Source organism: Algirhabdus cladophorae (assembly GCF_044772865.1).
Taxonomy (GTDB): Bacteria; Pseudomonadota; Alphaproteobacteria; order Rhodobacterales; family Rhodobacteraceae; genus Algirhabdus; species Algirhabdus cladophorae.
The window spans coordinates 3351982-3374116 of the sequence record NZ_CP173029.1; the positions used below are offsets into that span (position 1 = coordinate 3351982).

Annotated in this window: 20 protein-coding genes and 1 pseudogene; 11 read left to right on the top strand and 10 right to left on the bottom strand. The window is 54.3% G+C overall.

Going from position 1 to position 22135, the window contains the following annotated elements:
• Positions 1-207: 207 nt before the first annotated feature.
• The 5 genes and pseudogenes from ACIRQ6_RS16285 to ACIRQ6_RS16305 all read right to left on the bottom strand — a co-directional run.
• The gene (locus tag ACIRQ6_RS16285; RefSeq protein WP_420861656.1) at positions 208-1338 is read right to left on the bottom strand and encodes a Fic family protein; all 1131 of its coding nucleotides are present in this window, start codon (positions 1336-1338) and stop codon (positions 208-210) included.
• A gap of 173 nt (positions 1339-1511) precedes the next feature.
• The gene (locus tag ACIRQ6_RS16290; protein WP_420861657.1) at positions 1512-3035 is read right to left on the bottom strand and encodes a relaxase/mobilization nuclease domain-containing protein; all 1524 of its coding nucleotides are present in this window, start codon (positions 3033-3035) and stop codon (positions 1512-1514) included.
• Positions 3029-3502, bottom strand: coding sequence for a plasmid mobilization protein (locus ACIRQ6_RS16295; protein WP_420861658.1), 474 nt, complete (start codon positions 3500-3502; stop codon positions 3029-3031). The genes ACIRQ6_RS16290 and ACIRQ6_RS16295 overlap by 7 nt, the downstream gene beginning before the upstream one ends.
• Complete coding sequence (locus ACIRQ6_RS16300) at positions 3499-3885, bottom strand: hypothetical protein (RefSeq protein ID WP_420863924.1); 387 nt, start codon at positions 3883-3885, stop codon at positions 3499-3501. The genes ACIRQ6_RS16295 and ACIRQ6_RS16300 overlap by 4 nt, the downstream gene beginning before the upstream one ends.
• 318 nt (positions 3886-4203) lie before the next feature.
• Positions 4204-4371 (bottom strand): annotated as a pseudogene (locus ACIRQ6_RS16305) (helix-turn-helix domain-containing protein); the annotation flags it as partial.
• A 265-nt stretch (positions 4372-4636) separates the two neighbouring features.
• On the opposite strand from ACIRQ6_RS16305, the gene ACIRQ6_RS16310 reads away from it, so the two are divergent.
• The 3 genes from ACIRQ6_RS16310 to ACIRQ6_RS16320 are packed head-to-tail and all read left to right on the top strand — an operon-like array spanning position 4637 to position 8160.
• On the top strand, positions 4637-5779 hold the full coding sequence (locus tag ACIRQ6_RS16310) for a phosphoserine transaminase (RefSeq protein ID WP_420861659.1): 1143 nt from the start codon (positions 4637-4639) through the stop codon (positions 5777-5779).
• Between the two features lie 47 nt (positions 5780-5826).
• Positions 5827-7422, top strand: coding sequence for a phosphoglycerate dehydrogenase (gene serA, locus ACIRQ6_RS16315; protein ID WP_420861660.1), 1596 nt, complete (start codon positions 5827-5829; stop codon positions 7420-7422).
• A gap of 6 nt (positions 7423-7428) precedes the next feature.
• Positions 7429-8160, top strand: coding sequence for a metallophosphoesterase family protein (locus ACIRQ6_RS16320; RefSeq protein WP_420861661.1), 732 nt, complete (start codon positions 7429-7431; stop codon positions 8158-8160).
• Here ACIRQ6_RS16320 and ACIRQ6_RS16325 read toward each other — a convergent pair.
• Positions 8144-9718 (bottom strand): hypothetical protein, encoded by a 1575-nt coding sequence (locus ACIRQ6_RS16325; protein WP_420861662.1) that lies wholly within the window; start codon positions 9716-9718, stop codon positions 8144-8146. The two genes, ACIRQ6_RS16320 and ACIRQ6_RS16325, sit on opposite strands and share 17 nt — an antisense overlap.
• Entirely contained in the window at positions 9715-9918 is a 204-nt protein-coding gene (locus ACIRQ6_RS16330; RefSeq protein ID WP_420861663.1) for a hypothetical protein, read from the bottom strand. Before ACIRQ6_RS16330 ends, ACIRQ6_RS16325 begins: the two co-directional genes overlap by 4 nt.
• Before the next feature lie 119 nt (positions 9919-10037).
• Between ACIRQ6_RS16330 and ACIRQ6_RS16335 the strand changes: the two genes are divergently transcribed.
• The 3 genes from ACIRQ6_RS16335 to ACIRQ6_RS16345 all read left to right on the top strand — a co-directional run bounded on the left by ACIRQ6_RS16335 (position 10038) and on the right by ACIRQ6_RS16345 (position 14177).
• Complete coding sequence (locus tag ACIRQ6_RS16335; protein WP_420861664.1) at positions 10038-11213, top strand: acetyl-CoA C-acyltransferase family protein; 1176 nt, start codon at positions 10038-10040, stop codon at positions 11211-11213.
• A gap of 253 nt (positions 11214-11466) precedes the next feature.
• Entirely contained in the window at positions 11467-13689 is a 2223-nt protein-coding gene (locus tag ACIRQ6_RS16340; protein ID WP_420861665.1) for a response regulator, read from the top strand.
• Between the two features lie 17 nt (positions 13690-13706).
• Positions 13707-14177 (top strand): VOC family protein, encoded by a 471-nt coding sequence (locus ACIRQ6_RS16345; RefSeq protein WP_420861666.1) that lies wholly within the window; start codon positions 13707-13709, stop codon positions 14175-14177.
• Here the strand turns inward: ACIRQ6_RS16345 and yaaA are convergent.
• The 3 genes from yaaA to ACIRQ6_RS16360 all read right to left on the bottom strand — a co-directional run bounded on the left by yaaA (position 14162) and on the right by ACIRQ6_RS16360 (position 17416).
• A complete protein-coding gene (gene yaaA, locus ACIRQ6_RS16350; RefSeq protein ID WP_420861667.1) occupies positions 14162-14938 on the bottom strand; it encodes a peroxide stress protein YaaA in 777 nt (258 codons plus the stop codon). The genes ACIRQ6_RS16345 and yaaA overlap by 16 nt on opposite strands.
• 65 nt (positions 14939-15003) lie before the next feature.
• Entirely contained in the window at positions 15004-17043 is a 2040-nt protein-coding gene (recQ, locus tag ACIRQ6_RS16355; RefSeq protein WP_420861668.1) for a DNA helicase RecQ, read from the bottom strand.
• Positions 17044-17128: 85 nt separating this feature from the next.
• A complete protein-coding gene (locus ACIRQ6_RS16360) occupies positions 17129-17416 on the bottom strand; it encodes a YggT family protein (protein WP_420861669.1) in 288 nt (95 codons plus the stop codon).
• 129 nt (positions 17417-17545) lie between these two features.
• Between ACIRQ6_RS16360 and ACIRQ6_RS16365 the strand changes: the two genes are divergently transcribed.
• The 5 genes from ACIRQ6_RS16365 (at position 17546) to ACIRQ6_RS16385 (ending at position 21987) form a co-directional block, all read left to right on the top strand.
• Complete coding sequence (locus tag ACIRQ6_RS16365) at positions 17546-18097, top strand: acyl-CoA thioesterase (protein ID WP_420861670.1); 552 nt, start codon at positions 17546-17548, stop codon at positions 18095-18097.
• 65 nt (positions 18098-18162) lie between these two features.
• Positions 18163-19530, top strand: coding sequence for an MFS transporter (locus ACIRQ6_RS16370; RefSeq protein ID WP_420861671.1), 1368 nt, complete (start codon positions 18163-18165; stop codon positions 19528-19530).
• Between the two features lie 83 nt (positions 19531-19613).
• Positions 19614-20453, top strand: coding sequence for a penicillin-insensitive murein endopeptidase (mepA, locus tag ACIRQ6_RS16375; RefSeq protein WP_420863925.1), 840 nt, complete (start codon positions 19614-19616; stop codon positions 20451-20453).
• Positions 20426-21280, top strand: coding sequence for an esterase-like activity of phytase family protein (locus ACIRQ6_RS16380; protein WP_420861672.1), 855 nt, complete (start codon positions 20426-20428; stop codon positions 21278-21280). Before mepA ends, ACIRQ6_RS16380 begins: the two co-directional genes overlap by 28 nt.
• 83 nt (positions 21281-21363) lie before the next feature.
• A complete protein-coding gene (locus ACIRQ6_RS16385) occupies positions 21364-21987 on the top strand; it encodes a queuosine precursor transporter (RefSeq protein WP_420861673.1) in 624 nt (207 codons plus the stop codon).
• Positions 21988-22135 lie beyond the last annotated feature (148 nt).

The window sequence follows — 22135 nt, forward strand, 5'->3', positions numbered from 1 at the left end:
CATTCGAATTGCTTTGGGCAATGGCAGTTTTGTCCGCGTTGTGTCAGTTCAGGCAGAGCGCAGCGAACGGCGGCGTTTTGGAATACGGCAACCCCCATTGCCAGAGTGGCTGGTAGCGCCTGTCTGATGGTATGGTGGCTTGTGCGACGCTTAACGGCCGGTCGCCGCAATCAAGATTGATCCCTAAGCTCGTATTTGGATGCGGGACTAGCGTGGCTCCGGACCATTTTGTGAAAGCAACTGAACAAGCGGTGCATTTATATAATAGTTGCTTTGGGCAACTTTCACCTTCTCTAGAAGACCTGACTGGGTAAGTTGGTCGAGATACCGGCCTGCAGTCTGTCGCCCAACTCCTACTTCTTCGATGACATATTCAATGCGGGTGTATGGGTGGCGAAACAGGTTATTGACGAGTTCATGTGAGTATAACTTGGGATGATCACGCTTTATTCGGTTCTTGTACTCTGACATTAACTGCTTGATTCCAAAAACAAGCTGGGTGGTCTCTTTGGCCGTCTCTGAGACTGCGTTAATCATATAAAGCAACCATGGCTCCCACTCCAACGTGTCGCGGGTGTGCTGCAGCAATCTGTAGTATTCGCCCTTGTTTCGAGTGATATAGCGACTGATATACAGTATCGGAATCTCGAGGAGTTCGACCCTGCACAAGTAGAGCACGTTCAGAATGCGCCCGATGCGTCCATTACCATCAGAAAACGGATGAATGCTTTCAAATTGATGATGAATAAGAGCCATTGAAACGAGTGGATCTAGGTCCGTTTCTTCTGTTGTGTTGATGAAGTGCTCAAGCGCTCGCATCTGATCCAATATATCACTGTGAGATTGTGGCGGCACATATACTATTTCGCCTGAACTTTCGTTCTTAAGAGCAGTCCCTGGCATCTTTCGGAATTCATCCGTGCTGCCCTTTAGAGTCTGAAAGAGAGTAATGATCTGGTTGCTGCTTATCATGCCATCTTTCTCAACCAACTGGGAATATCCCAGCCTCAATGCCTCACCGTACATGCCTACTTCTTTGGCTTCAGGAGATGGATAAATTCCCTTTCGACTATCGATTTGAAACAACTCATCTTGAGTTGTGACGATGTTTTCAATCTCCGAACTCGCAGCAGCCTCTTGAAGCATCAAGGTGTCAATGAGTATGCCTTGGTTAGGGATGCTACCTGCGCGACCTTTCAGCTCAGCAAGGTTCTTGTGAGCGATCGTCAATGCCTTCAGAACCTTCCGCGTTTCCAGATCAGGATGTGGTGGCAGCGGAGGTATTTGGTATCGTTCAACGAGGGCTTCTCTAGTTATGGTAGTTGTTTTGGCGCTCATGTAATCATACCAATCATCGTATGTCTAAAAAATCCATTTTTTGCAACATACAGAGATTCGTATGTCGACAAAAGTGCCATTCTTGAATCACACGGGTGAGTAGCCGCCATTGTCTGTCCTTTTGACACAAATTTCTTGCTTCAATGACAATGGAACAAACATGGGTCTCGCCCTCAATGCGTCATCCCCCGATCCATCTCGACCTCGCGCGCTTCTAGCTCTGTCTCAACCTCTCTTCGGCGGCTTTCACTAATTTCAAGCTGGTCTCTAGTTGCGTGCGCAGCCTCCCGTAGTTCGAGCCCTCGTTCAGCAAGCCGTGCAACGCAGCCACGGACGCCACTTGCGATTGAATGAGCACCGACACGCAAGCGGCCAATCCATCCATCTGGCTCTGCATCCCCTTCGTCGAGCGTTCCTCTAACTCGCTCAATTCCGCGGCTGAGACCTCGCAGGCCGTCACCAACCGCTCGACGCAGGCGAGCAAGTCGCGCTCCAAGGCTGTCAGGGGTGTCGTCATCTAATTCTCCTCGATCTTGATGCATGTCACTGATCTGCCGCCGAGCGTGCAGGTCCTCAGCCGCGTCTTGGTCGGGTCCAGCACCAGCCAGGTCCCGTCCTCCCTGTCGATCCGCGTCAGACCCAAGTCCGTCAGTTCCGAGTTCTCCAGCATCAACGTCCAAAGCAAGCTCGCGGCCATCATCAAGGCGATCCCCACCAAGAACGTCCCCGTGATCAGCCAGGGCGAGATCGTCAGCCAGCTCTTGTTTTATCGCAGAAAGCTGCGGGTATCGCTCTCGATTGTACGATGCGCGATGGTCGCAATTTTGCTCAAATCGGTATTGAAGCTCTCCAATTGGGATGCCATCGAGGCGGCGTAGTCCTGCCGGATCGTGTCCAGTTCCGCGTTCAGCTTCTCGCTCAGTCGGGTCGGCTTGCCAGTCTTCATGGAATATTTCTCCTTTCAAACGCCAGCGCTCGCCGGTGTCGGGATCTTGGGCGGTGAGGTAGGCTTTGCCTGCACGCGGGATGTCGAAGCCTGCATAGACGAGCGCGTCGAGCATGCTTGCGCGGTCAGTGACGAGGCCGACACTGATTTGATCTTGCAGCCAAGCGTGTAGTTCATCGCGACCTTGGGCTCGGGTTGGGGTCTCGATGGTGTCGCGGACCTCTTGGACCCGTTCCAACTCCATCGGATCGGCCCAGCCGTGGCGCTGGTTCATCACATCGCGTAGGCTGTCAAAGGCTTTCTCATAGCCGGGTGGTGCGATGTTCAGGCTGCGACCCGAGGTCAGCTCCAAGCGCGGTGTGCAGAAGTGAAGCTCGACACGGTCTTCGTGGGTATGTCGGACCCAGAGCACCTCATATTGCTCAGGGTCCAGCCCCGCGAAGGCCAGCTGCTCGAACCCGTCCATGACCTCGGTCTGCTGGTCATCGGTCGGGTCGTCGGTGTCTGCAAAGCTGATCACGCCCGCGCGGTATGTCCATTGGTGGCGGCTGGCGTCGATCAGAGCTTCGGTGCGCTCGGGGTTGCCGCGCAGAACCTCAGGCAGCGGGTCGCGCGTGACGGTCTTCGGCAGGCCACCGGCATCTCGGATCAGGTCGCGATTGCCATCATAGGCCAGCACCTTGTCCGCAACGAGGTAGACGACGGGACCAGCGCCCGCGCCTTTGCCATTGCGGAAGAACTTGATCAGCATCGGCGCGCCGCCTCAACGATCTGGGCAAGTTGGCGTTCGATGGTCAGCAGGCGGCGGGCAACGGTTAGGGCGTCGAGGTCAACGCGCCCCGCCAGTATCGCGCGGTTCAGCCAACGTGCGATCTGGTTGAGGTTGCCACCGATGCGCCCGACGGCCAGCACCAGCGCCGGATCAACCCGGGGGATGGGCTTGCGACGACGCGCCTCGGTCAGGCCAAGCGCCTCGCGCAGCAGGGTCGCGGCGGGCAGGCCAGCGGCCTCGGCCTTGGCGCGCAACTGGGCCTTCTCTGCTGCTGTGCACCGAAAGACGAAGGTCTCAGTCAGCGGCTCTTTGGTGCGGGCATTTCCCGCGCCGGTGGGGTTCGAAGGGGAGGCGTGCCGCCCCTCGCAATGTCCCGTGTCAGCAGCGCCAGCGTATGACATGGGTGGCCTTGCTGTTTGCTCTTCGGTGGGATCGGTTGCGGTCATGATCTGAGGCCTGCGGCTTGGATTTGGGCCTCGGTCACCAGTTTTGAGGCAAGCAACGCCGTGACTTGGGTGCCCGTGATGTGCTTACACATCGGGCTGCGGTCGCTGATCCAGCAGGCCAGCCGCGCATGGTGATCGGCCTGTAACGCTGCCGTCTTTTCTCGGTCTTCGGCCTGCTTCTCGACATAGGCTTGCCAGCGCCGCGACTGAAACCAGTTGTCGGAAAAGCAAACCTTGGAACGGGTGAAACCCGCGCTATCGGTGGCGTAGGCTTGGACGGCCAGCAGCAAGTCCTCCGACCTGATCCCTTCCTTCATGGCCTCCTCGATCCGGGCAATGCAGGCCGCTTTGCCTCGAAGCCGATCCGGCGGATAGGCTGCCAAAATCTTCTCATCCTCTGCCGCCTCGCGCCTGCGCGAAGGAGGTTCTTTCTTAGGTTCAATGGTAAGGTTCCTGTGTCGTTTTGAGACTACCCCCGTCTCACCCTTGAGACCTTTCCCCCGCTTTTTTGAGACGTTTCCCCCCGTCTCATTTTGAGACACAACCCCACCAGGACCGCTCCCCCCACCCTTCGGGCGCGAACTGGGGCCAAGGGAAATATCCAAATGCAACTCATACTGATTGGAGCCTCGCCCACCATCGCCATCACCACGAGCATGGCGCGTAACAAGCCCACATTCCTCCAAGGTCGTCATGTGCCGGAATAGCGTTGCGCGGCCCATCTCGCATTCGTCCGCCAACCGCTGTGCGCTTGGGTTGCACTGCCCAGTTTCCTTGTTGTGGAAGTCCGCCAGTTGAATCAGCACAATCTTGGCGGCGGGCTTTAGGCCTTTGACATTTGCGGCCCAGATTAGCGCCATGCCGCTCATGGCATCACCTGACCCGACAGAAATGGGGAGATTGCATAAAGCCTGCCGCCTGATTCTGCGGCTCGGTGTCGTGGAACAAAACCTGATTTCCTTGTGTCAGATTTGTGCCAATAGGAAACATGCGTTCCTGCATCGTTCTGCAAACGGCTACATTTACCTACGAAGCAAACACCTTTGCCTATTGCTGTTTTTACTGGGGTTCCGTATGTCCGGCGGTGGGACACCCTTCCCCAACGAAGGGCGAATATCTGTGAGGATACTAGATATGACTATTCAACAACCGGCCACGCGGCCGGCTAACCCGCGTTTTTCGTCTGGCCCTTGTGCCAAACCGCCCACATGGACATTGAATGCTTTGGACGACGCCCCGCTGGGTCGCTCGCATCGTGCAGCCGTGGGCAAAGACAAGCTGCTCGCCGCGATTGAGACGACCCGTGAGGTCCTTGGTGTACCGGCTGACTACAAGATCGGAATCGTACCCGCATCTGACACTGGCGCCTACGAGATGGCCATGTGGAACCTGCTGGGTGAACGGGCCGTTGAAATGCTCGCTTGGGAAAGCTTCGGCTCCGGCTGGGTAACGGATGCCGTGAAACAGCTCAAACTGGACGCCAAAGTCACCACGGCCGATTACGGTCACATCGTTGATTTCAACGTTGTCGATTTTGACAAAGATGTTTGCTTTACTTGGAATGGTACGACCTCTGGCGTGCGCCTGCCTGATGGCGATGTGATCCCTGCAGACCGTGCGGGTTTGACCCTGTGCGATGCGACCTCGGCTGCCTTCGCGATGGATCTGCCATGGGACAAATTGGATGTCACCACCTTCAGCTGGCAAAAAGTGCTGGGCGGTGAAGCAGCCCACGGCATTCTGATCCTCAGCCCACGCGCTGTGGCACGCCTCGAAAGCTATACACCAGCGTGGCCGTTGCCTAAAATTTTCCGCCTCACTAAAGGTGGCAAACTGATCGACGGTATCTTTAAAGGGGCCACGATCAACACGCCTTCTATGCTGGCGGTTGAGGATTACCTGTTCGCTCTGGATTGGGCCAAATCCGTTGGCGGGTTGCAGGGCTTGATTGCCCGCGCGGATGCAAATGCAAATGCGATCGCAGCCTTTGTTGCCGATCACGACTGGATCGATTTTCTGGCTGTGGATCCCGCGACGCGGTCCAACACATCTGTCTGCCTTAAGTTCACAGATGATCGCATCACAGACGGTGCCAGCTTCGCCAAGGCCATCGCCAAGCGCCTCGAGGCCGAAGATATCGCACTTGATATCGGGGCCTATCGCGACGCCCCTGCTGGTCTTCGCATCTGGTGTGGTGGCACGGTTGAGACCGCAGATATCAATGCCATGCTACCATGGCTGAATTGGGCGTTTGAGGCTGAAATAGACTCTTTTTAAGCCGCCCAGATCTATCCAAATTACCCAAACTTTCAGGAGTGAGCCCAATGGCCCCCAAAGTCCTCGTATCCGACAAACTATCCGAAACAGCCGTACAGATTTTCCGTGACCGCGGTATTGATGTGGATTTCATGCCCGAGCTGGGCAAAGACAAGGAAAAGCTGCTGGAGCTGATCCCAAACTATGACGGTCTGGCGATACGGTCTGCCACTAAGGCGACCGAGAAATTGCTGGCCTCTGCCGCGAACCTCAAGGTCATTGGTCGTGCGGGCATCGGCACCGACAACGTCGACAAAGATGCTGCCAGCAAGAAGGGTGTGATCGTGATGAACACGCCATTTGGCAACATGATTACGACGGCGGAACACGCCATCGCGATGATGTTCGCCGTGGCCCGGCAGATCCCTGAAGCAAGCGCATCGACCCATGCGGGTAAATGGGAGAAATCCAAATTCATGGGGGTTGAACTCACCGGTAAAACCCTTGGTGTGATTGGCGCCGGCAACATTGGTGGCATCGTGTGTGATCGCGCCCGTGCACTCAAAATGCGTGTGATGGCCTATGACCCCTTCTTGGGCGAAGAGAAGGCCGAAAAGATGGGCGTGCAAAAGGTTGAGCTAGACGAGTTACTGGCCAATGCAGACTTCATCACGCTGCACGTGCCTTTCACCGAGCAAACCAAAAACATCCTTTCAAAAGAAAACATCGCCAAGCTGAAAAAAGGTGTGCGCATTGTAAACTGTGCCCGTGGTGGTTTGGTGGATGAGGACGCTCTGGCAGAAGCATTGAAATCTGGTCATGTGGCAGGTGCTGCGTTTGACGTGTTCGCGGTCGAGCCTGCAACAGACAGCCCCTTGTTCAACCTGCCCAACGTCGTAGTCACACCGCACCTTGGCGCGGCAACCACAGAGGCGCAAGAAAACGTGGCGCTACAAGTGGCCGAACAGATGTCCGACTACCTCTTGACTGGCGCTGTGACAAACGCACTGAACATGCCATCGGTGACAGCCGAGGAAGCTAAGGTGATGGGCCCATGGGTGAAATTGGCCGGTCATTTGGGTAATTTCATCGGACAGATGACAGACGAGCCAATCAAAGCGATCAACATTCTCTATGATGGTACAGTGGCCGAGATGAACCTAGAGGCGCTGAACTGTGGCGTTATCGCGGGCATCATGAAGAAAGCAAACCCTGACGTGAATATGGTTAGTGCGCCTGTGATCGCCAAAGAACGTGGCATTCAAATCAGCACCACAAACCAAGACAAGTCCGGTGCCTTTGACGGGTATATCAAAGTGACTGTCGTAACGGATAAGCGTGAGCGTAGCGCGGCGGGTACAGTCTTTAGCGACGGCAAGCCGCGCTTTATCCAGATCAAGGGCATCAACATCGATGCCGAGATCGGTTCGCATATGCTCTACACCACCAACGAAGATGTTCCTGGCATCATTGGCACATTGGGGGCGACGATGGGCAAGCATGATGTCAACATCGCCAACTTTACGCTTGGTCGGGCCGGTGCAGGGGGCGAAGCGATTGCGTTGCTTTATATTGATCATCCCGTGCCCCAAGCGGCCATGGATGACTTGACGGCGACCGGCATGTTCAGTCAGGTCAAACCACTGACATTTGATGTAGGATAATCCGCAATGCTATACGCCATCGGCGATGTTCACGGTCAACATGAGATGCTGTTACAGGCACTTGCGTTGATCCATGCCGATGGCGGATCTGACGCCCAAATTGTCTTTGTCGGGGATTACGTTGACCGTGGGCCCGACAGTCGCGCCGTTATCCAAACCTTAATGGATGGACAGGCTGCTGGAAAAAACTGGATCACTTTGAAAGGCAATCACGATCGCTATGTGACCCGGTTTTTGGATGATATGATCATCAACGACAGTGCGACACGACCGGATTTGATGTGGTTCAATCCGCGTCTGGGAGGTGACAAGACACTATTGTCCTATGGGGTTCATGCCGAGGATGGCAAGCCCGTTGAACCGGTACATGAGGCGGCCCTTAAAGCCGTTCCAAAGGATCATCGCACATGGCTAGAACACTTACCGCTGACGTTTGAGACCGACGATCTGTTTTTCTGTCACGCCGGTATTCGACCCGGGATCCCATTGGATCAACAAGTTGAAAACGACCTGATCTGGATCAGACAGGGCTGGCTAGAGTTCAATGGTACCTTGCCTAAGCAAGTGATCCATGGGCACACCGCGCTAGAGCATCCGCAACATCACGGTAATCGCGTCAATCTTGATGGCGGGGCTGGCTATTTCCGCCCGTTGCATCCGGCGGTTTACGATGACGGTGACTGGTATCTTCTGATGCCCGCTGGCCGGATCAAATTAGACCCTATTCCTGCCGAATAACGCCGGTAATGGCTGCAGCAAGCAGGGCCGTGACCACCCAGCCCAAGCCCATGGCGATCCATCGCAACCACCATCCAACCCTCCCCAATGGCGATCGGGATGTAGAGGGGGCCCATGCGTTCTCTTGACCAAGGGTGACCAGCGGAATGACTAGATCTGCGGCGTAGGCAAAACCGTTGAACGTCTCGTAATCTTGGCCCGCCTGTCCCACTGACGCCCAGAACGCACTGGGGTTTTCCGGATGGCTTTGGGTTGCGGCAATCCACGGGGCCGAGGTGAGAATGGGGGCTGCGTTGGGTGTCATATCACCAGCATGCCATGTCTTGTCAAAGAACAGGCCCAACCCTGTGATCAGAACCAACGCGATCACTACAGCCCGACCAGGTTTGTACCCATAGCCCACGGTGATCCGCAAAAACCCATCAGCCACTGCGCGCAACCCGCGGGTCAACCAAGTCCCACCACTGCTTTCGATCAGACGCCTGTTTTCGGCCCGCAGCAGCATTTCCTTGCGGATCAAAACGCCTGTGGCGTCGGTGCGATGCCCGAGGCTGCGCAGCACATCAGCCAGATGTTCGTAGGGCTGCGCGGTAAACGGCATATCCTCGGGCTTGCGTTCGAGCCATTCCAAACGTGTGGCCAAACTGGTGTCTGTGTGCCGCGAAAAATCATTGTAGCGAAACCCATCCAGCCTGATGGGATAGTTTGCACCGGGGCCAGCGGGCTCATCCCGCAGGCGTGCTACATTGGCACCCGCCAGATTGACGATGCCACGGGTGATTTGGTTATCTTGAAAAAACAAGATCCCCCCAACACGCGCACGGGCAAGCGACAGCGCAATATCGCGACCGTGCTCTTCAGTTGCACCAAAAACTGGGGCGCCCAAAATTTCAGAATTCGTCATAATGGCCGTGTTAGTGACGAAAAAATCATGTGCAATACGGGCGGATGACAAAAACACTTGGCCCTCGCAACGCAATGAGGTGATGCCGTCGCCATAGGGGTAATTGCCCAGAAAGACAGAGCCTTGAACCTCGAGCGAGGGTGCAAAAACAGCGTCTTGACCTTTGGCAATGATCACCGCGCCACAGAGTTGCAGATCGCCTTCAACTGTGGCGCCCGCAAGGCTTATTTCACCCGCACTATGGCTTTCGTTGCGCAGGTAGAAGGATCCGTTGAATCTTGAATTATCGGCGGCCATCCCATGGAGGGCACAGGCCGAAATATGCAGCCCCCTTAGCTGCGTGTTGACCAAATTTATTTCGTCAGACAAATGACAATATGAGAGCGAGATATCATGGCTGAGGTCGCAGCCCTGAAGGTCAAGCGCGCCCTGAATATATGCCCCACGCAACCGCATGCCTTTGGGGTGCAAAGGATGTTTGGGGTCCGTTTCCAAAAGCAAATGCCGGATCAGATCAGCGCGGATCGAATTATCGTCCTGTGCCTCATTGGGCTTTTCGCCGTTCCCCAACGTTGTGCGATCAGGAATGCTGCAGGTCTCGAGAAGTTTGGTCTCAGCCGCGGAAAAAGGCTCAAAACTATCGGTGGTTTTCATTCGTCTTTAGAGCCTTTGAACAAATGCCAGCCTGACCAACCAATAGTGATCCCGCAAAATATAGTGGTGAGGGCAACCACTTCGATCCAAGCGATGCCACTAACGCCACGCATCCACACTGCAAACAGCATGAAGGCAAACACGGCAATACCCGCAACTATGCGCCATTTATGCTCTGTTCTGGATGGCCCGTATTTCACGCGTTTTCCCTCGCTTGGTTTATGGTGAGGCTACCCACAGCTGTGCTGCGACGCAACGTCCCTGATGCCTTGGTCCCCATGGTGGATTAGCTTGCCACAAAATCTAGGGGATGGACGACATGGATGACATCGTAATTTTGGGCGGTGCACGCACTGCGATTGGCGGATTTGGCGGCGCGCTGGCCAGTGTCGCCCCGATTGATCTAGGAACCACCGTTGCCAAGGCAGCGCTTGAACGATCCGAAGTGAGCCCAGATCAGATTGGCCATGTCGCCTTTGGCCATGTGATCAACACCGAGCCGCGCGATATGTATTTGTCGCGCGTGGCTGCAATGCAGGCTGGTGTTCCAGACAGTGTACCCGCAATGAACGTCAACCGTCTATGCGGATCGGGCGTTCAGGCCATCGTATCTGTTATTCAGTCGCTGGCTATGGGCGATGCAGACTTTAGCCTTGCAGGTGGTGCCGAAAACATGAGCCGTGCGCCCTACATTATGCCACAGGCGCGTTGGGGTCAGAAAATGGGCGACGTGGCAACACAGGATATGATGTTAGGGGCGCTGAACTGTCCATTTGGCACCGGTCATATGGGCATCACTGCTGAAAACGTCGCCGCCGAGCACAATGTGGATCGAACACAGCAAGATGCATTTGCTTTGGAAAGCCAGACGCGCGCGGCCGCCGCTATTGAGGCAGGGCACTTTGATACGCAGATTACGCCAGTTTCCGTAAAGATCCGCCGCGAGATGGTGGACTTCGTGCGCGACGAACACCCAAAGGCCACCACGATGGACGCGCTTTCTGGGCTGCGGCCCGCTTTCCAAAAGGACGGCACGGTAACAGCCGGGAATGCCTCTGGGATCAACGATGGTGCTGGTGCTCTTGTACTTGCCCGCGCTGACGCAGCCGAGGCCGCCGGGCTGACACCCAAGTTTCGCGTTTTGGGATACGCCCATGCAGGTGTCCGCCCTGAAGTGATGGGGATAGGCCCGGTGCCTGCGGTTGAAAACTTACTCGCACGCACCGGACTGTCTGTTGCCGACTTTGACGTCATCGAAAGCAACGAAGCCTTTGCCGCGCAAGCAATCGCAGTAAGCAACGGGTTGGGCTTTGATCCAACTAAGGTCAATCCAAACGGTGGTGCAATTTCGCTTGGGCATCCAGTGGGCGCCACGGGTGCAATTATCACGATCAAAGCAATGTATGAGCTGGACCGCATCCAAGGGCAACGTGCGCTCATCACGATGTGTATTGGCGGCGGTCAAGGCATCGCCTTGGCTATCGAACGTTTGTAATCATCCGATCCAAAAACTAGCTAAAATTGTGCCTAAAATGACGATATTCAACGGCCATTTTGGCCTTTGAAGTGCTATATTCGGCTCTATAAAAATATTCTAAACCAATGTGTTAAATCGTAGGTAGGCCGATTTTGCGGAATTTCTTTTGTGCCTTCGCTGGTTGACCGTTCCTGCTGCGGATAACCGCAGAGTTAACCGCATTTTCACGGCCCAACCGTTACTTCAAAGTCCAATTCAGGATGTTGGGCCTATGAGTATTTCAGAGAAATTAGCACAGGAAAGACGTGGCCGTTTGGTGGCAGAACATATGCTGTCCCAAAAGCAGTCAGAATTGTTTGAGGCCAATAAGAAACTGGGCGCACATGCGCAGTCTTTGACTGAAGAGATTATTCAAACGCGCGAGTTAATCGAAGAGGAAAAAGGGCGTCGCATGCAGGCCGTCAGTGCCTTGGGTGAAGCGCGCGCACAGGCGGAAAACGCCGAAAGCCTGCTTTGGCATTCTGTGGAAACCCTAGAGGATGGCTTTGCCGTTTATGATAGTGAACTACGGCTGTCCCTGGCCAATCCGTCCTATATGAGAATTTTCGAAGATCTTGAGGAAATCCGACCCGGCGTCCGTTATGAACGGCTTTTGCAGCTGGGCTGCGAAGAGGGCATTTTCGACACCGAAGGTCTCAGCGCAGATGAGTTTCAGTTCATGATGTGGGAGCGCATAAAGCAATCCCAAATTCCCAAAAAGGTGATCCGCCTTTGGAATGGGGAACACATAAACCTACTAGACCGCCGGCTAGAGGACGGCACAGTTGTGTGTCTGGGCGTGAATATTACTGAATCGGTATTGCACGAGGCAGAAATGCGCAAGGCCACCATTCAGGCCGAGGCGGCCAACCGAGCCAAGTCCGCGTTTTTGGCAAATATGAGCCATGAGATACGTACGCCTATGAATGGCGTTGTGGGGATGGCGGATTTGCTGCGCGACACTGAAATGGATGATGAGCAATCGCTTTATGTCGACACCATCAAAAACTCTGGCGAAGCGCTTCTGGTCATTATTAACGACGTTTTGGATTATTCCAAAATGGAAGCCGACAAGTTGAACTTACGCGAAACCAGTTTCGATCTCGAGCGTATTTTGCACGAAATCATCATCTTAATGCAGCCAACCGTACAGGATAAAAAGCTAGAGCTGCTGCTGGATTACGATCTGTTTATGGGCACTCAGTTCTTGGGCGATCCGGGTCGGATACGTCAAATTCTGACCAACCTGATCGGCAACGCGATTAAGTTTACCACGGAAGGTTATGTGTTGATCCGCGTAACCGGCTTTGAAATGCCCGACAATACCATAAGGGTCCACATCGCGATCGAGGATACAGGCATTGGCATTGCCCCAGAAAAACTGGATCACGTGTTTGGGGAATTCAATCAAGTCGAAGATGAACGCAATCGCAAATTTGAGGGCACTGGCCTTGGCCTCGCTATTTCCAAACAACTGATCGAATTAATGAACGGTGAAATCTGGGTCGAAAGTGATATCGGTCAGGGCACCTGTTTTGGTTTTCATATTGACTTGTTGGCTGATGAAGACCTCTCGACTTGCCTGATAGAACTACCGCATTTCCCTTGCACTGCTTTGATTTTGGACGACAAACCACTTTCGGGAACTTTGACAAAACAACAACTGACTGCATTTGCGATGGAAGTCACTTTGGTCGAAGACGTCGAATTGGCATTAGAAATGATGGAAGCAAAGGCGTTTGATTTGTTTGTGGTTGATACCGCGACCAAAGGGGCAGAGGGGCCAGAGATCTTCGAACGACAAAACGCAGTTAGCCCCAACACGTGTTCAATTGCCCTCTGCGCCGCTGCCTCGGCCCCCAAAGATGACACCGCAGCAGCCAGCCCACAGGTTTCATTGACAAAACCAGTACCCCGGCGCCGGTTGTTTCATGCAATCACCGAAGTACAAAAAGCGGCGCAAGACTATGTCCCGGAACCGCAGGCATTCCCCGGTGATCAGGACACCGACATAGAACGTCCCATTACCGAAGCTATTCCCCATGCGCCGCGTCAAATGCGCATAATGGCTGCTGAGGACAACAAAACAAACCGCCTTGTTTTGTCAAAACTAGTGAAATCCCTAAACATCGATTTGATGTTTGCGGAAAATGGCGAGGAAGCTGTGGAGAAATTCCAAAGTTTTGAACCGGATTTGATTTTCATGGATATCTCAATGCCAAAAATGGACGGCAAAGAGGCAACGCAGGCCATCCGCAAACTAGAACTAGACCGGGAAACGCGTGTACCGATTTGCGCCCTCACGGCCCACGCAATGGATGGTGACGAGTTGGGAATTTTGCAGGCTGGGCTTGATATTTATCTCACCAAACCGCTGAAAAAAGACGCGATTTTCGAAGTGATAGAAAAGCACACCGGTAGTCATTTCGAAGACGTCTTTCCATCGACAGACTAACCACTTAGTCTGCGATCATGTCTTCTACCCCGCCGTTTCGACCTCGCGCTCTTGGCGAGATTGCCATTCGATGCAACGACATTGATCGAATGGCAGAGTTTTATGAGACCATTATTGGACTAATCCCGTTGCAGCCACGCGGCGACAGCGGAATACAATTTTACAAGATCGGGGAAGGGTTTGAGGGACACACATCCGTTCTTGCCCTCTTTGATTACCGGACCAATAGCCCGCGGCCCGGCCTCCATCCGCAAAGTGACGCAGGTCCCATAGCCGGAGCAGGCTCGTCCTTACATCACATTGCATTATCACTCCCATTTGCAGAGCAGGATCAGGTGATCGCATGGTACGAAGAAATCAATCAGCCCTATCGGATCGAGCATTTCAATTGGATCGGCTGGCGCGGTATTTTCACACAGGATCCTGAGGGAAATACGGTAGAATTGGTGGCCTTCGATCAAAGCCTGCTAGATCAAGCCTCGGGATAATCTCGCACAAAGACCAGCTTGTCCTCGGTAGATTGATCAGGTTGGAAGGCATATCCACCACTGTCAAACCCTTCCAATGACGTCACTGAAGTGATGCGGTTTTCGACGATAAATCGCGCCATAGCACCCCGGGCCTTTTTGGCAAAAAAGCTCACAATTTTGGGACCGTTGCCCTTATCTTCCATGAACACCGGCGACACAACACGCAATTTAAGGGCTTTTTGATCCACGGCGCCAAAATATTCTTGGCTGGCACAATTGACCAATACATCGGATTTGGTTTCCGCAGCCTGTGCATCCAAGGCCTGTGACAAACGTTTGCCCCAATATTGATAAAGGTTCGCGCCCTTAGACGTAGCAAGGCGACTGCCCATCTCTAGACGGTAGGCCTGAATCTGATCCAAGGGTCGCAGCAGCCCATAAAGCCCCGACAAAATCCGCAAATGTTCTTGGGCGTAGGCCATCGCATCTGCATCCAGGCTGGCCGCGTCTAACCCTTGATAGGTGTCCCCAGCAAAGGCAAGAACCGCCGGGCGCGCATTGTCATCGGTCGACACTTTTTCAAATGCTTTGAACCGGTCCGCGTTCAGTTTGGCAAGGTTTTCGCTAATCGACATAAGCTTTTGCAGCTCAGACACCTTCAGTTTTTTGGCAGTGTTAGCAAGCGTTGTTGCATCTTTTTGAAACGTTGGCAGGGTTAAGGGGCCCGCATCAACCGCGTCCCAATTCAGTTTCTTTGCAGGCGATACAACTACAAGCATGACGTTTTCCTATTCGTTCTTAGCGGAAGATAGCAGTCGCAAGATCAGTCTCAAGACCTGTCGCGTTATTGGTTTTGGCGCAGCACGTCCAAAAACGCCTCGCCAAAACGTTCCGCGCGTTTGTCGCCCAAGATCCGTTCAATCGCGGCCGTATCGCTTGCCCTAGAGGACGCAACTTTGGCCAGCAAGGAGGCAGAGCAACTCATCGGTTTGTCGGTGCCCATTGTGCCCCGGCTGAGGTCTGCTTGAACTTGCAACAATTCATCGTATACCTCGCCCGCGTTTTGCCCTGCCAGCTGGCGCCGCTTGGGATGCTGGGCCTCAACTTCGCCAGCGATCACAGTCAGGAATTCGACGCCGTATCGTTCCAGTTTTTTTGCGCCGACGCCCCCAATACCCGCCATTTCGTCCATAGTTTTTGGCCGGGTCTCGGCCATCTCGATCAAAGTGCGGTCGTTGAAAATGATGTAGGCGGGCACGCGGGCAGTTTCGGCCAGAGCGCGCCGTTTGGCCTTGAGCGCGGAAAGCAGCGGCGCGTCTTCGTCAGATACAAGGCTGCGAACGACTGGGCCCGACTTGGTCTTTTTCAGGCTGTCCTTGCGCAGGGTTATCGTGGCTTCGTTGCGCAATATCGGCCGCGCGGCATGGGTCATTTGCAATGCACCATGCCTGTCAGGGTTCGGTCGCACCAGATCGTGACCCATCATCTGGCGGAAAATCGTTTGCCATTGACGTTTGTCATAAGCCGTTCCGATCCCAAAAGTGGGTAAGTTGCTATGACCGCGAGCTTTTATTTTGTCTGTGCTGTGTCCAAGCAAAATATCAATCAGATGCCCGCTGCCAAACCATTCTTCGGTCCGCAAAATAGCCGATAGGGCCATGCGAACGGGTGTCGTGCCATCAAAGGTCTCGGGCGGTTTTTCGCAAAGATCACAATTACCGCAAGTGACGTCTGTTTCGCCGAAATATCCCAGTAGGTTCTTGCGACGGCATTCCAAAGCTTCGGCCAGACCAAGCAAAGTGTTCAGCCTGCCATCATCGGCCAATCTACGTTCTGGGGGCGCCAGACCCTCATCAATTTGGGCGCGGCGCAGGCGAATATCGTCAGCACCAAAAAGGGTCAGTGTATCGGCTGGTGCCCCATCGCGGCCAGCGCGCCCGATCTCCTGATAGTAAGCCTCTATGGATTTAGGCAAATCCGCATGGGCGACCCAGCGCACATCGGGTTTATCAACACCCATACCAAAGGCGATTGTTGCCACGACGATTATACCGTCTTCTTGCTGAAACCGGCGTTCTACTGTGCGACGGTCGTCCGCCTCCATACCGCCGTGATAGTGGCAGGCCGTATGGCCCACGTCGCGAAGGGCCTTGGCCAGGCTTTCGGTTTTTGCGCGGGAGGCGCAATAGACGATGCCGGATCGGCCTTTGCGCGCTGCAGCGAAGTTCAGGATCTGGGTGCGGGGGTTGTTTTTCGCCTCAAACGTCAAATGCAGGTTGGGCCGGTCAAAGCCATGTAGAAACGTGGTCGGGGCCTCGCCATCAAACAAGCGTTCGACAATTTCATCGCGCGTTTCTGCATCGGCTGTTGCGGTAAAGGCTGCCAAAGGCACGTTCAGGCTTCGGCGCAGAGCACCAATTGCCAGATAATCGGGTCGGAAGTCATGACCCCATTGACTGACACAGTGCGCCTCATCCACAGCGATCAAGCTGACCCCTATTCGCGTGAGCATTGCCCTAGCACCAGAACTGGCAAGACGTTCGGGGGCCATATACAGCAGCTTGAGCCGTTTTTCTTCCAAGGCCTGCCATACTGCATCGGTTTCTTCGTCGGTATTGCCTGATGTCAAAGCACCTGCACACACGCCGGCCTCCTGAAGGGCGCGCACCTGATCACGCATCAGCGCAATCAAAGGGGAAATGACCAGAGTCACACCCTCGCGACACAGCGCAGGCAGCTGAAAACATAAGGATTTTCCGCCGCCTGTTGGCATAATGGCTAGGGTATTTTGACCCGCGACAACGGCCTCGACAATCTCGCCCTGTCCGGGACGAAAGGCGTCGAATCCAAAGACATCGGCCAAAAGGTCGCTTGGGGTGCTCATAGGATCTATCGTCGTGTTTTTGCTGCTCTTTGGATGCAACATCACACACTAAGATTAGGTGAACAAGTCCCCCAGCGCCCTAGATTTAGTAAAAGAGGGCTGCGTTATTCTGCAAAATGATCCGAACGGCGATCAAACCGATAAAGGCGACCAATGGCGCGAGATCCAGAGGCCCCGTATCAGGCAAAACGCGGCGGATTGGTCCGTAAATTGGTTCCAATAGACGGTTTAGGCCACTCCAGATCTGACCCACAATCGGTTGATGCAAGTTGAGAACCTGAAAGCTGATGAGCCAGCTCATTATGATATGCGCGATCATGATGAACCAGACCACGTCAAGGATCAGCATAATAATTTGGTATAGCGACGTCATTTAGTGTGGGCCTTTCGTAAGCGTTGGCACAGAGGTAAGGCGTCAGATGCAATTCGACAAGATGCTTCCGCGAGGTCATAGTTGACGTTTACGTCAGGCATGTCATTTTCCGAACAAAGGAGCACTTGAATGTATCCATTTATTCGTCTTGCCAAAGAATTCTTTATCTTTCGTAACGCCAGCCCTTTGCAGGCCACAGATGTTCATGTCAGCCACCATATTTGTTGGCCATGGGACATCGATTTATGGATGGAACTCAATAATGGGCGAACTTTGACGTTTTATGACTTGGGACGATTGCCATTGGCGCGGCGCGCAGGCCTGATCAAAACCCTCAAGGAAAACCGTTGGGGCTTGACCATGGCCGGCGCCAGTGTCCGGTATCGCCGTCGCGTTCGACCGTTCGAAAAGATTGAAATGCGCAGCCGCGCGGTAGGGTGGGACGACAAGTTCATCTATCTTGAGCAATCGATGTGGAAGAAAAATGGTGAATGCGCCAACCACATTTTGTATCGCTCGGCGGTGACAGGCAAAGACGGCATCGTCGACCCAAACACGGTGTTGGCAACGCTGCCCTACGAAATTGAACAGCAGCCGTTGCCCGATTGGATCACCAACTGGATCGCGGCTGATGCGACCCGTCCATGGCCCCCAATGCAGGACGATTTGACCCAAGGTTAGAAAAGCAGACCTTGCGTCGCCCCCCCTTTGTCTATTTCATCCCGACAAAATAGGGCGGGGACGAAATGGCAAGCATAACATCGAAAAAGCGGATCTGGGGCTGGATGGCCTTCGATTGGGCGACGCAGCCATTTTATACCTCTGGGCTGACCTTCATTTTTGGCCCCTATTTTGCGGTTGTCGCGGCACAGTACTTTGCTGGAACTGGTTTGAATGCCGAAGCAGCAAGTGCGCAGGCCTCCAGCACGTGGTTTTGGGGGCAAGCGATTGCAGGCCTTGTGATCGCCTTCACCGCACCGTTTTTAGGTGCATTTTCTGACAGTAGCGGACGCAAAATTCCTTGGATCATCGCGTTTTCCGTCATCTATGTGGTGACCTCCTTTAGTCTTTGGTGGTTGTTCCCAGATGGCAGCACTATGTGGGTCATCTTCTTCGCGTTTTGGGTAGGATTTGTTGCGGCAGAATCGGCGTTGAACTTTATTAATGCAATCCTTCCTTCCCTTGGAACAGACGAAGAGATTGGACGCATCTCAGGGTCGGGCGCTGCATTTGGCTACTGGGGCGGCGTGACATCGTTGTTCATCATGCTGATCTTCTTTTCCGAAGACGGGACAGGGCAAACAATGGTCGGCCTCACATCCGCTTTTGGTCTTGATCAAATTGACCGCGGCGGCACGCGGATTGTGGGGCCATTTATCGCAATTTGGTACGCTGTGTTTATGATCCCGTTCTTCCTCTATGTGAGAGACGATCCAAACTTTATCCGACCAATGCCACCGGTGTCGAAGATCACGCGCGACCTTGGTCAGACGCTCAAGAATGTTTGGCGCAACAAAAGCCTCAGCAATTTCTTAATCGGCTCGATGTTGTACCGCGACGCTTTGAATGCTGTCTATACAGGTGGCGGCGTTTATGCCGCGCTGGTGTTGGGATGGGGCACCACCCAGATCGGCATCTTTGGGATTATTGCGGCGATTACGGCTGCTATTTTGACCTATGTGGGCGGGCGTTGCGACGCGCGGTTTGGGCCTAAACCTGTAATCACCGTGTGCATTTTTGTCTTGGTTGCAGTCAGTATCGTCATTGTTGGCATGTCGCGGGAAAGCATGCTGGGTCTGCCCTTTGCGCCGAATTCACAAATGCCAGACATCATCTTTTTCATCTGCGGTGCCGCTTTGGGCGGCGCAGGTGGCGCAATCTATGCCGCCAGCCGGTCAATGATGTCGCGCCATACCAACCCCGAACGTCCCACCGAGGCCTTTGGGCTGTTTGCACTTTCAGGCAAAGCCACGGCCTTTCTAGCGCCCGCTTTGATCGGGCTTAGTACGCAGTTGACAGGAAGCGTGCGTCTCGGTTTCCTACCTGTAATCCTGTTGTTCTTTGCAGGGTTGGTCTTGTTGAGATTTGTAAAACCCGAAGGGGATCGTTTGTAATGCGTGGGATTGTACGAGTTTGTGGCGCGATTTTGTTGCTGGCGTCCTGCGGGGCCAGTGCAGATCGAGATATCTCAGGCGAGATGATCAAAGCCCCCAAAATCGACACCTCCCAATATGATGGCAAACTGGCCAAGCAACTGTTTGGCGCCAAAAGCTTTGCCAGTCGTCAAAAGCCCGCCGTTCATGGCGGCTATGCGCGCGGGTGTTATGCAGGCGGTGTGCAACTGCCCGAAACTGGGCCCACATGGCAGGCCATGCGTCTGTCACGCAACCGCAATTGGGCGCTTCCGATCACCGTAGATTTTGTGAAAGATCTGTCGCGCAAAGCCGCCCAGCAACCAGGATGGAACGGGATTTATGTGGGCGATATGAGCCAACCCCGTGGCGGGCCGATGCTGACGGGCCATCGCTCGCATCAGACGGGGTTAGACGCGGATATCTGGATGTTGCCGGCGAATGATTTGACCCTTAGCCGTGAAGCGCGCGAAAACATCAGCTCAATCTCGACCCGTCGGTCCAGCGGGGCCTACACGAATTCCAATTGGACCCGCGCGCATCATGAAATCCTCAAGGCCGCTGCCCAAGACAAACGGGTCGAGCGAATTTTCGTCTTTCCCGGTGCGAAGGTGGCGATGTGCAATTCCGAAACAGGTGACCGTGCTTGGCTGAACAAAATTCGTCCATGGTGGGGGCATCACTATCATTTTCACGTACGGTTGGCCTGCCCCAAAGGATCCCCCAACTGCACACCCCAAAACAAGCCGCCCAAGGGTGATGGCTGTGCCGATGCACAGACATGGGTCAACAACATCCTCAACCCGCCGCCCCCAGATCCCAACGCCCCTGCACCTAAGCCACGGCGTGAGTTAATGCTGGCCAATCTTCCGTCGCAATGCGCTGCTGTCTTAACCTCGCCCTGATCCTGCTGGCGTCTACCGCCACGGCACAAGACGCAGAATATTTGGGCCAACTCACGTGGAGCGATCCGCGCGAAAGTTTCGGCGGCATGTCGGGCCTTGAGGTGTCGGACGATGGTCTGGGATTTACCGCGATCAACGACAGCGGCACCATGTTTCTAGGCACCCTAGAGCGGACAGATGGCCAGATCACTGGGGCCGCAATCACAGCCGAGCACGCGTTGCTGCATGAAACCGGACGACCAATGCAGCCGCACGAGGTCGACAGCGAGGGCTTGGCCATTGGGGCAGATGGCATCCCTTGGGTTTCGTTCGAGAATTATCACCGCGTGATGGGCTATCCTGATCCCACGGCGCGGGCCAAGTGGCTGCCGCACCACCCCGATTTTCACAAACTTCAGAACAATTCCTCGCTGGAGGCTTTGGCAATAGACCCTCACGGCACGCTTTATACCATCCCGGAACGATCCGGCGATCTGGATCGGCCCTTTCCCGTCTATAGACTGAAAGATCGCACGTGGGATACGCCATTCCATTTGCGCCGAGACGGGCCATTCTTGGTTGTTGGCGCGGATATTGGACCCGATGATCGGCTCTATATTCTGGAGAGGTACTTTAGTGGCTGGTCTTTTCGATCCCGCGTGCGCAGCTTTGATCTAAGCGGAGGTGATGAACGGCTGGTGCTTGAAACCAAAGCAGGCCAGTTCGACAATCTTGAAGGCCTCAGCATCTGGACAGATGCCAAGGGCGCGATACGCCTGACGATGATTTCCGACGATAACTTCAAGTTCTTCCAAAAGACCCAATTCGTCGAATACCGCTTGCCATAGGCCTGTGCCGCGGTTAGAGACCACGCGTCTTGGATGGTCCAAGGCCAAGTCCCCGCGACCTTGCTAAAACGGGAAAGCAAAACATGCGTACTTCTTATTTTTATGGCGTCATCGCCATGGCCACCGTTGTTGTGGCCTCGAACATTTTGGTGCAGAGCCTCTTTGGCCAGTGGCTGACATGGGGCGCGTTCACCTATCCGATCGCCTTTTTGGTAACCGATCTGATGAACCGGATCTACGGCGCGCGCCCTGCGCGGCGTGTGGTGTTTGTAGGCTTTGTGGTGGGTGTCATCTGCTCGCTGGTCGGCACACAGATCATGGGCGAATTTGGTCCATGGGTTACTATGCGGATCGCAATCGGCTCGGGCATTGCCTTCCTTGTAGCGCAACTGATGGACGTGGCCATCTTTGACCGTCTGCGTTCGGGTGCATGGTGGCGTGCCCCACTGGCCTCGACCCTTGTTGGATCGACCTTGGACACAGCGTTATTCTTTACCATCGCCTTCTCGGGTGCACTGACGTTTATCGAACCTACAAACGACGTCAGCTGGGCGGGCGAGGTTCTGCCAGTATTAGGAATGGGTCCGATGGCCCCCTTGTGGGTGTCACTCGCCGTGGCTGATTGGATGGTGAAACTGTCCCTTGCCTTGATTGCATTGATCCCATTTCGGATCATCGTGGGGCGGGTCCTGCCACAGCCTGCATAAATCCTTTGACATATCTCCTTTCTGTGGCAGGCTACACTTAGTTGAAACAATTTTGAGAGGAGGTGATCCAGTGATCAGAGAAACATTGGAGAGAGGTGTCGGAACAACTTGGGGGGCCGCCTGCTAGGCAGTCTTAGCGTAAGCACCC

Excerpts from the sequence above, each read along its gene's own strand:
- ACIRQ6_RS16295 (WP_420861658.1), bottom strand. The coding sequence starts at position 3,502 with ATGACCGCAACCGATCCCACCGAAGAGCAAACAGCAAGGCCACCCATG.
- ACIRQ6_RS16365 (WP_420861670.1), top strand. The coding sequence starts at position 17,546 with ATGTATCCATTTATTCGTCTTGCCAAAGAATTCTTTATCTTTCGTAAC.
- serA (WP_420861660.1), top strand. The coding sequence starts at position 5,827 with ATGGCCCCCAAAGTCCTCGTATCCGACAAACTATCCGAAACAGCCGTA.
- ACIRQ6_RS16325 (WP_420861662.1), bottom strand. The coding sequence starts at position 9,718 with ATGAAAACCACCGATAGTTTTGAGCCTTTTTCCGCGGCTGAGACCAAA.
- ACIRQ6_RS16340 (WP_420861665.1), top strand. The coding sequence starts at position 11,467 with ATGAGTATTTCAGAGAAATTAGCACAGGAAAGACGTGGCCGTTTGGTG.
- ACIRQ6_RS16320 (WP_420861661.1), top strand. The coding sequence starts at position 7,429 with ATGCTATACGCCATCGGCGATGTTCACGGTCAACATGAGATGCTGTTA.
- ACIRQ6_RS16380 (WP_420861672.1), top strand. The coding sequence starts at position 20,426 with ATGCGCTGCTGTCTTAACCTCGCCCTGATCCTGCTGGCGTCTACCGCC.
- ACIRQ6_RS16285 (WP_420861656.1), bottom strand. The coding sequence starts at position 1,338 with ATGAGCGCCAAAACAACTACCATAACTAGAGAAGCCCTCGTTGAACGA.
- ACIRQ6_RS16385 (WP_420861673.1), top strand. The coding sequence starts at position 21,364 with ATGCGTACTTCTTATTTTTATGGCGTCATCGCCATGGCCACCGTTGTT.
- ACIRQ6_RS16345 (WP_420861666.1), top strand. The coding sequence starts at position 13,707 with ATGTCTTCTACCCCGCCGTTTCGACCTCGCGCTCTTGGCGAGATTGCC.
- yaaA (WP_420861667.1), bottom strand. The coding sequence starts at position 14,938 with ATGCTTGTAGTTGTATCGCCTGCAAAGAAACTGAATTGGGACGCGGTT.
- ACIRQ6_RS16310 (WP_420861659.1), top strand. The coding sequence starts at position 4,637 with ATGACTATTCAACAACCGGCCACGCGGCCGGCTAACCCGCGTTTTTCG.
- ACIRQ6_RS16360 (WP_420861669.1), bottom strand. The coding sequence starts at position 17,416 with ATGACGTCGCTATACCAAATTATTATGCTGATCCTTGACGTGGTCTGG.
- mepA (WP_420863925.1), top strand. The coding sequence starts at position 19,614 with ATGATCAAAGCCCCCAAAATCGACACCTCCCAATATGATGGCAAACTG.
- recQ (WP_420861668.1), bottom strand. The coding sequence starts at position 17,043 with ATGAGCACCCCAAGCGACCTTTTGGCCGATGTCTTTGGATTCGACGCC.
- ACIRQ6_RS16335 (WP_420861664.1), top strand. The coding sequence starts at position 10,038 with ATGGATGACATCGTAATTTTGGGCGGTGCACGCACTGCGATTGGCGGA.
- ACIRQ6_RS16290 (WP_420861657.1), bottom strand. The coding sequence starts at position 3,035 with ATGCTGATCAAGTTCTTCCGCAATGGCAAAGGCGCGGGCGCTGGTCCC.
- ACIRQ6_RS16370 (WP_420861671.1), top strand. The coding sequence starts at position 18,163 with ATGGCAAGCATAACATCGAAAAAGCGGATCTGGGGCTGGATGGCCTTC.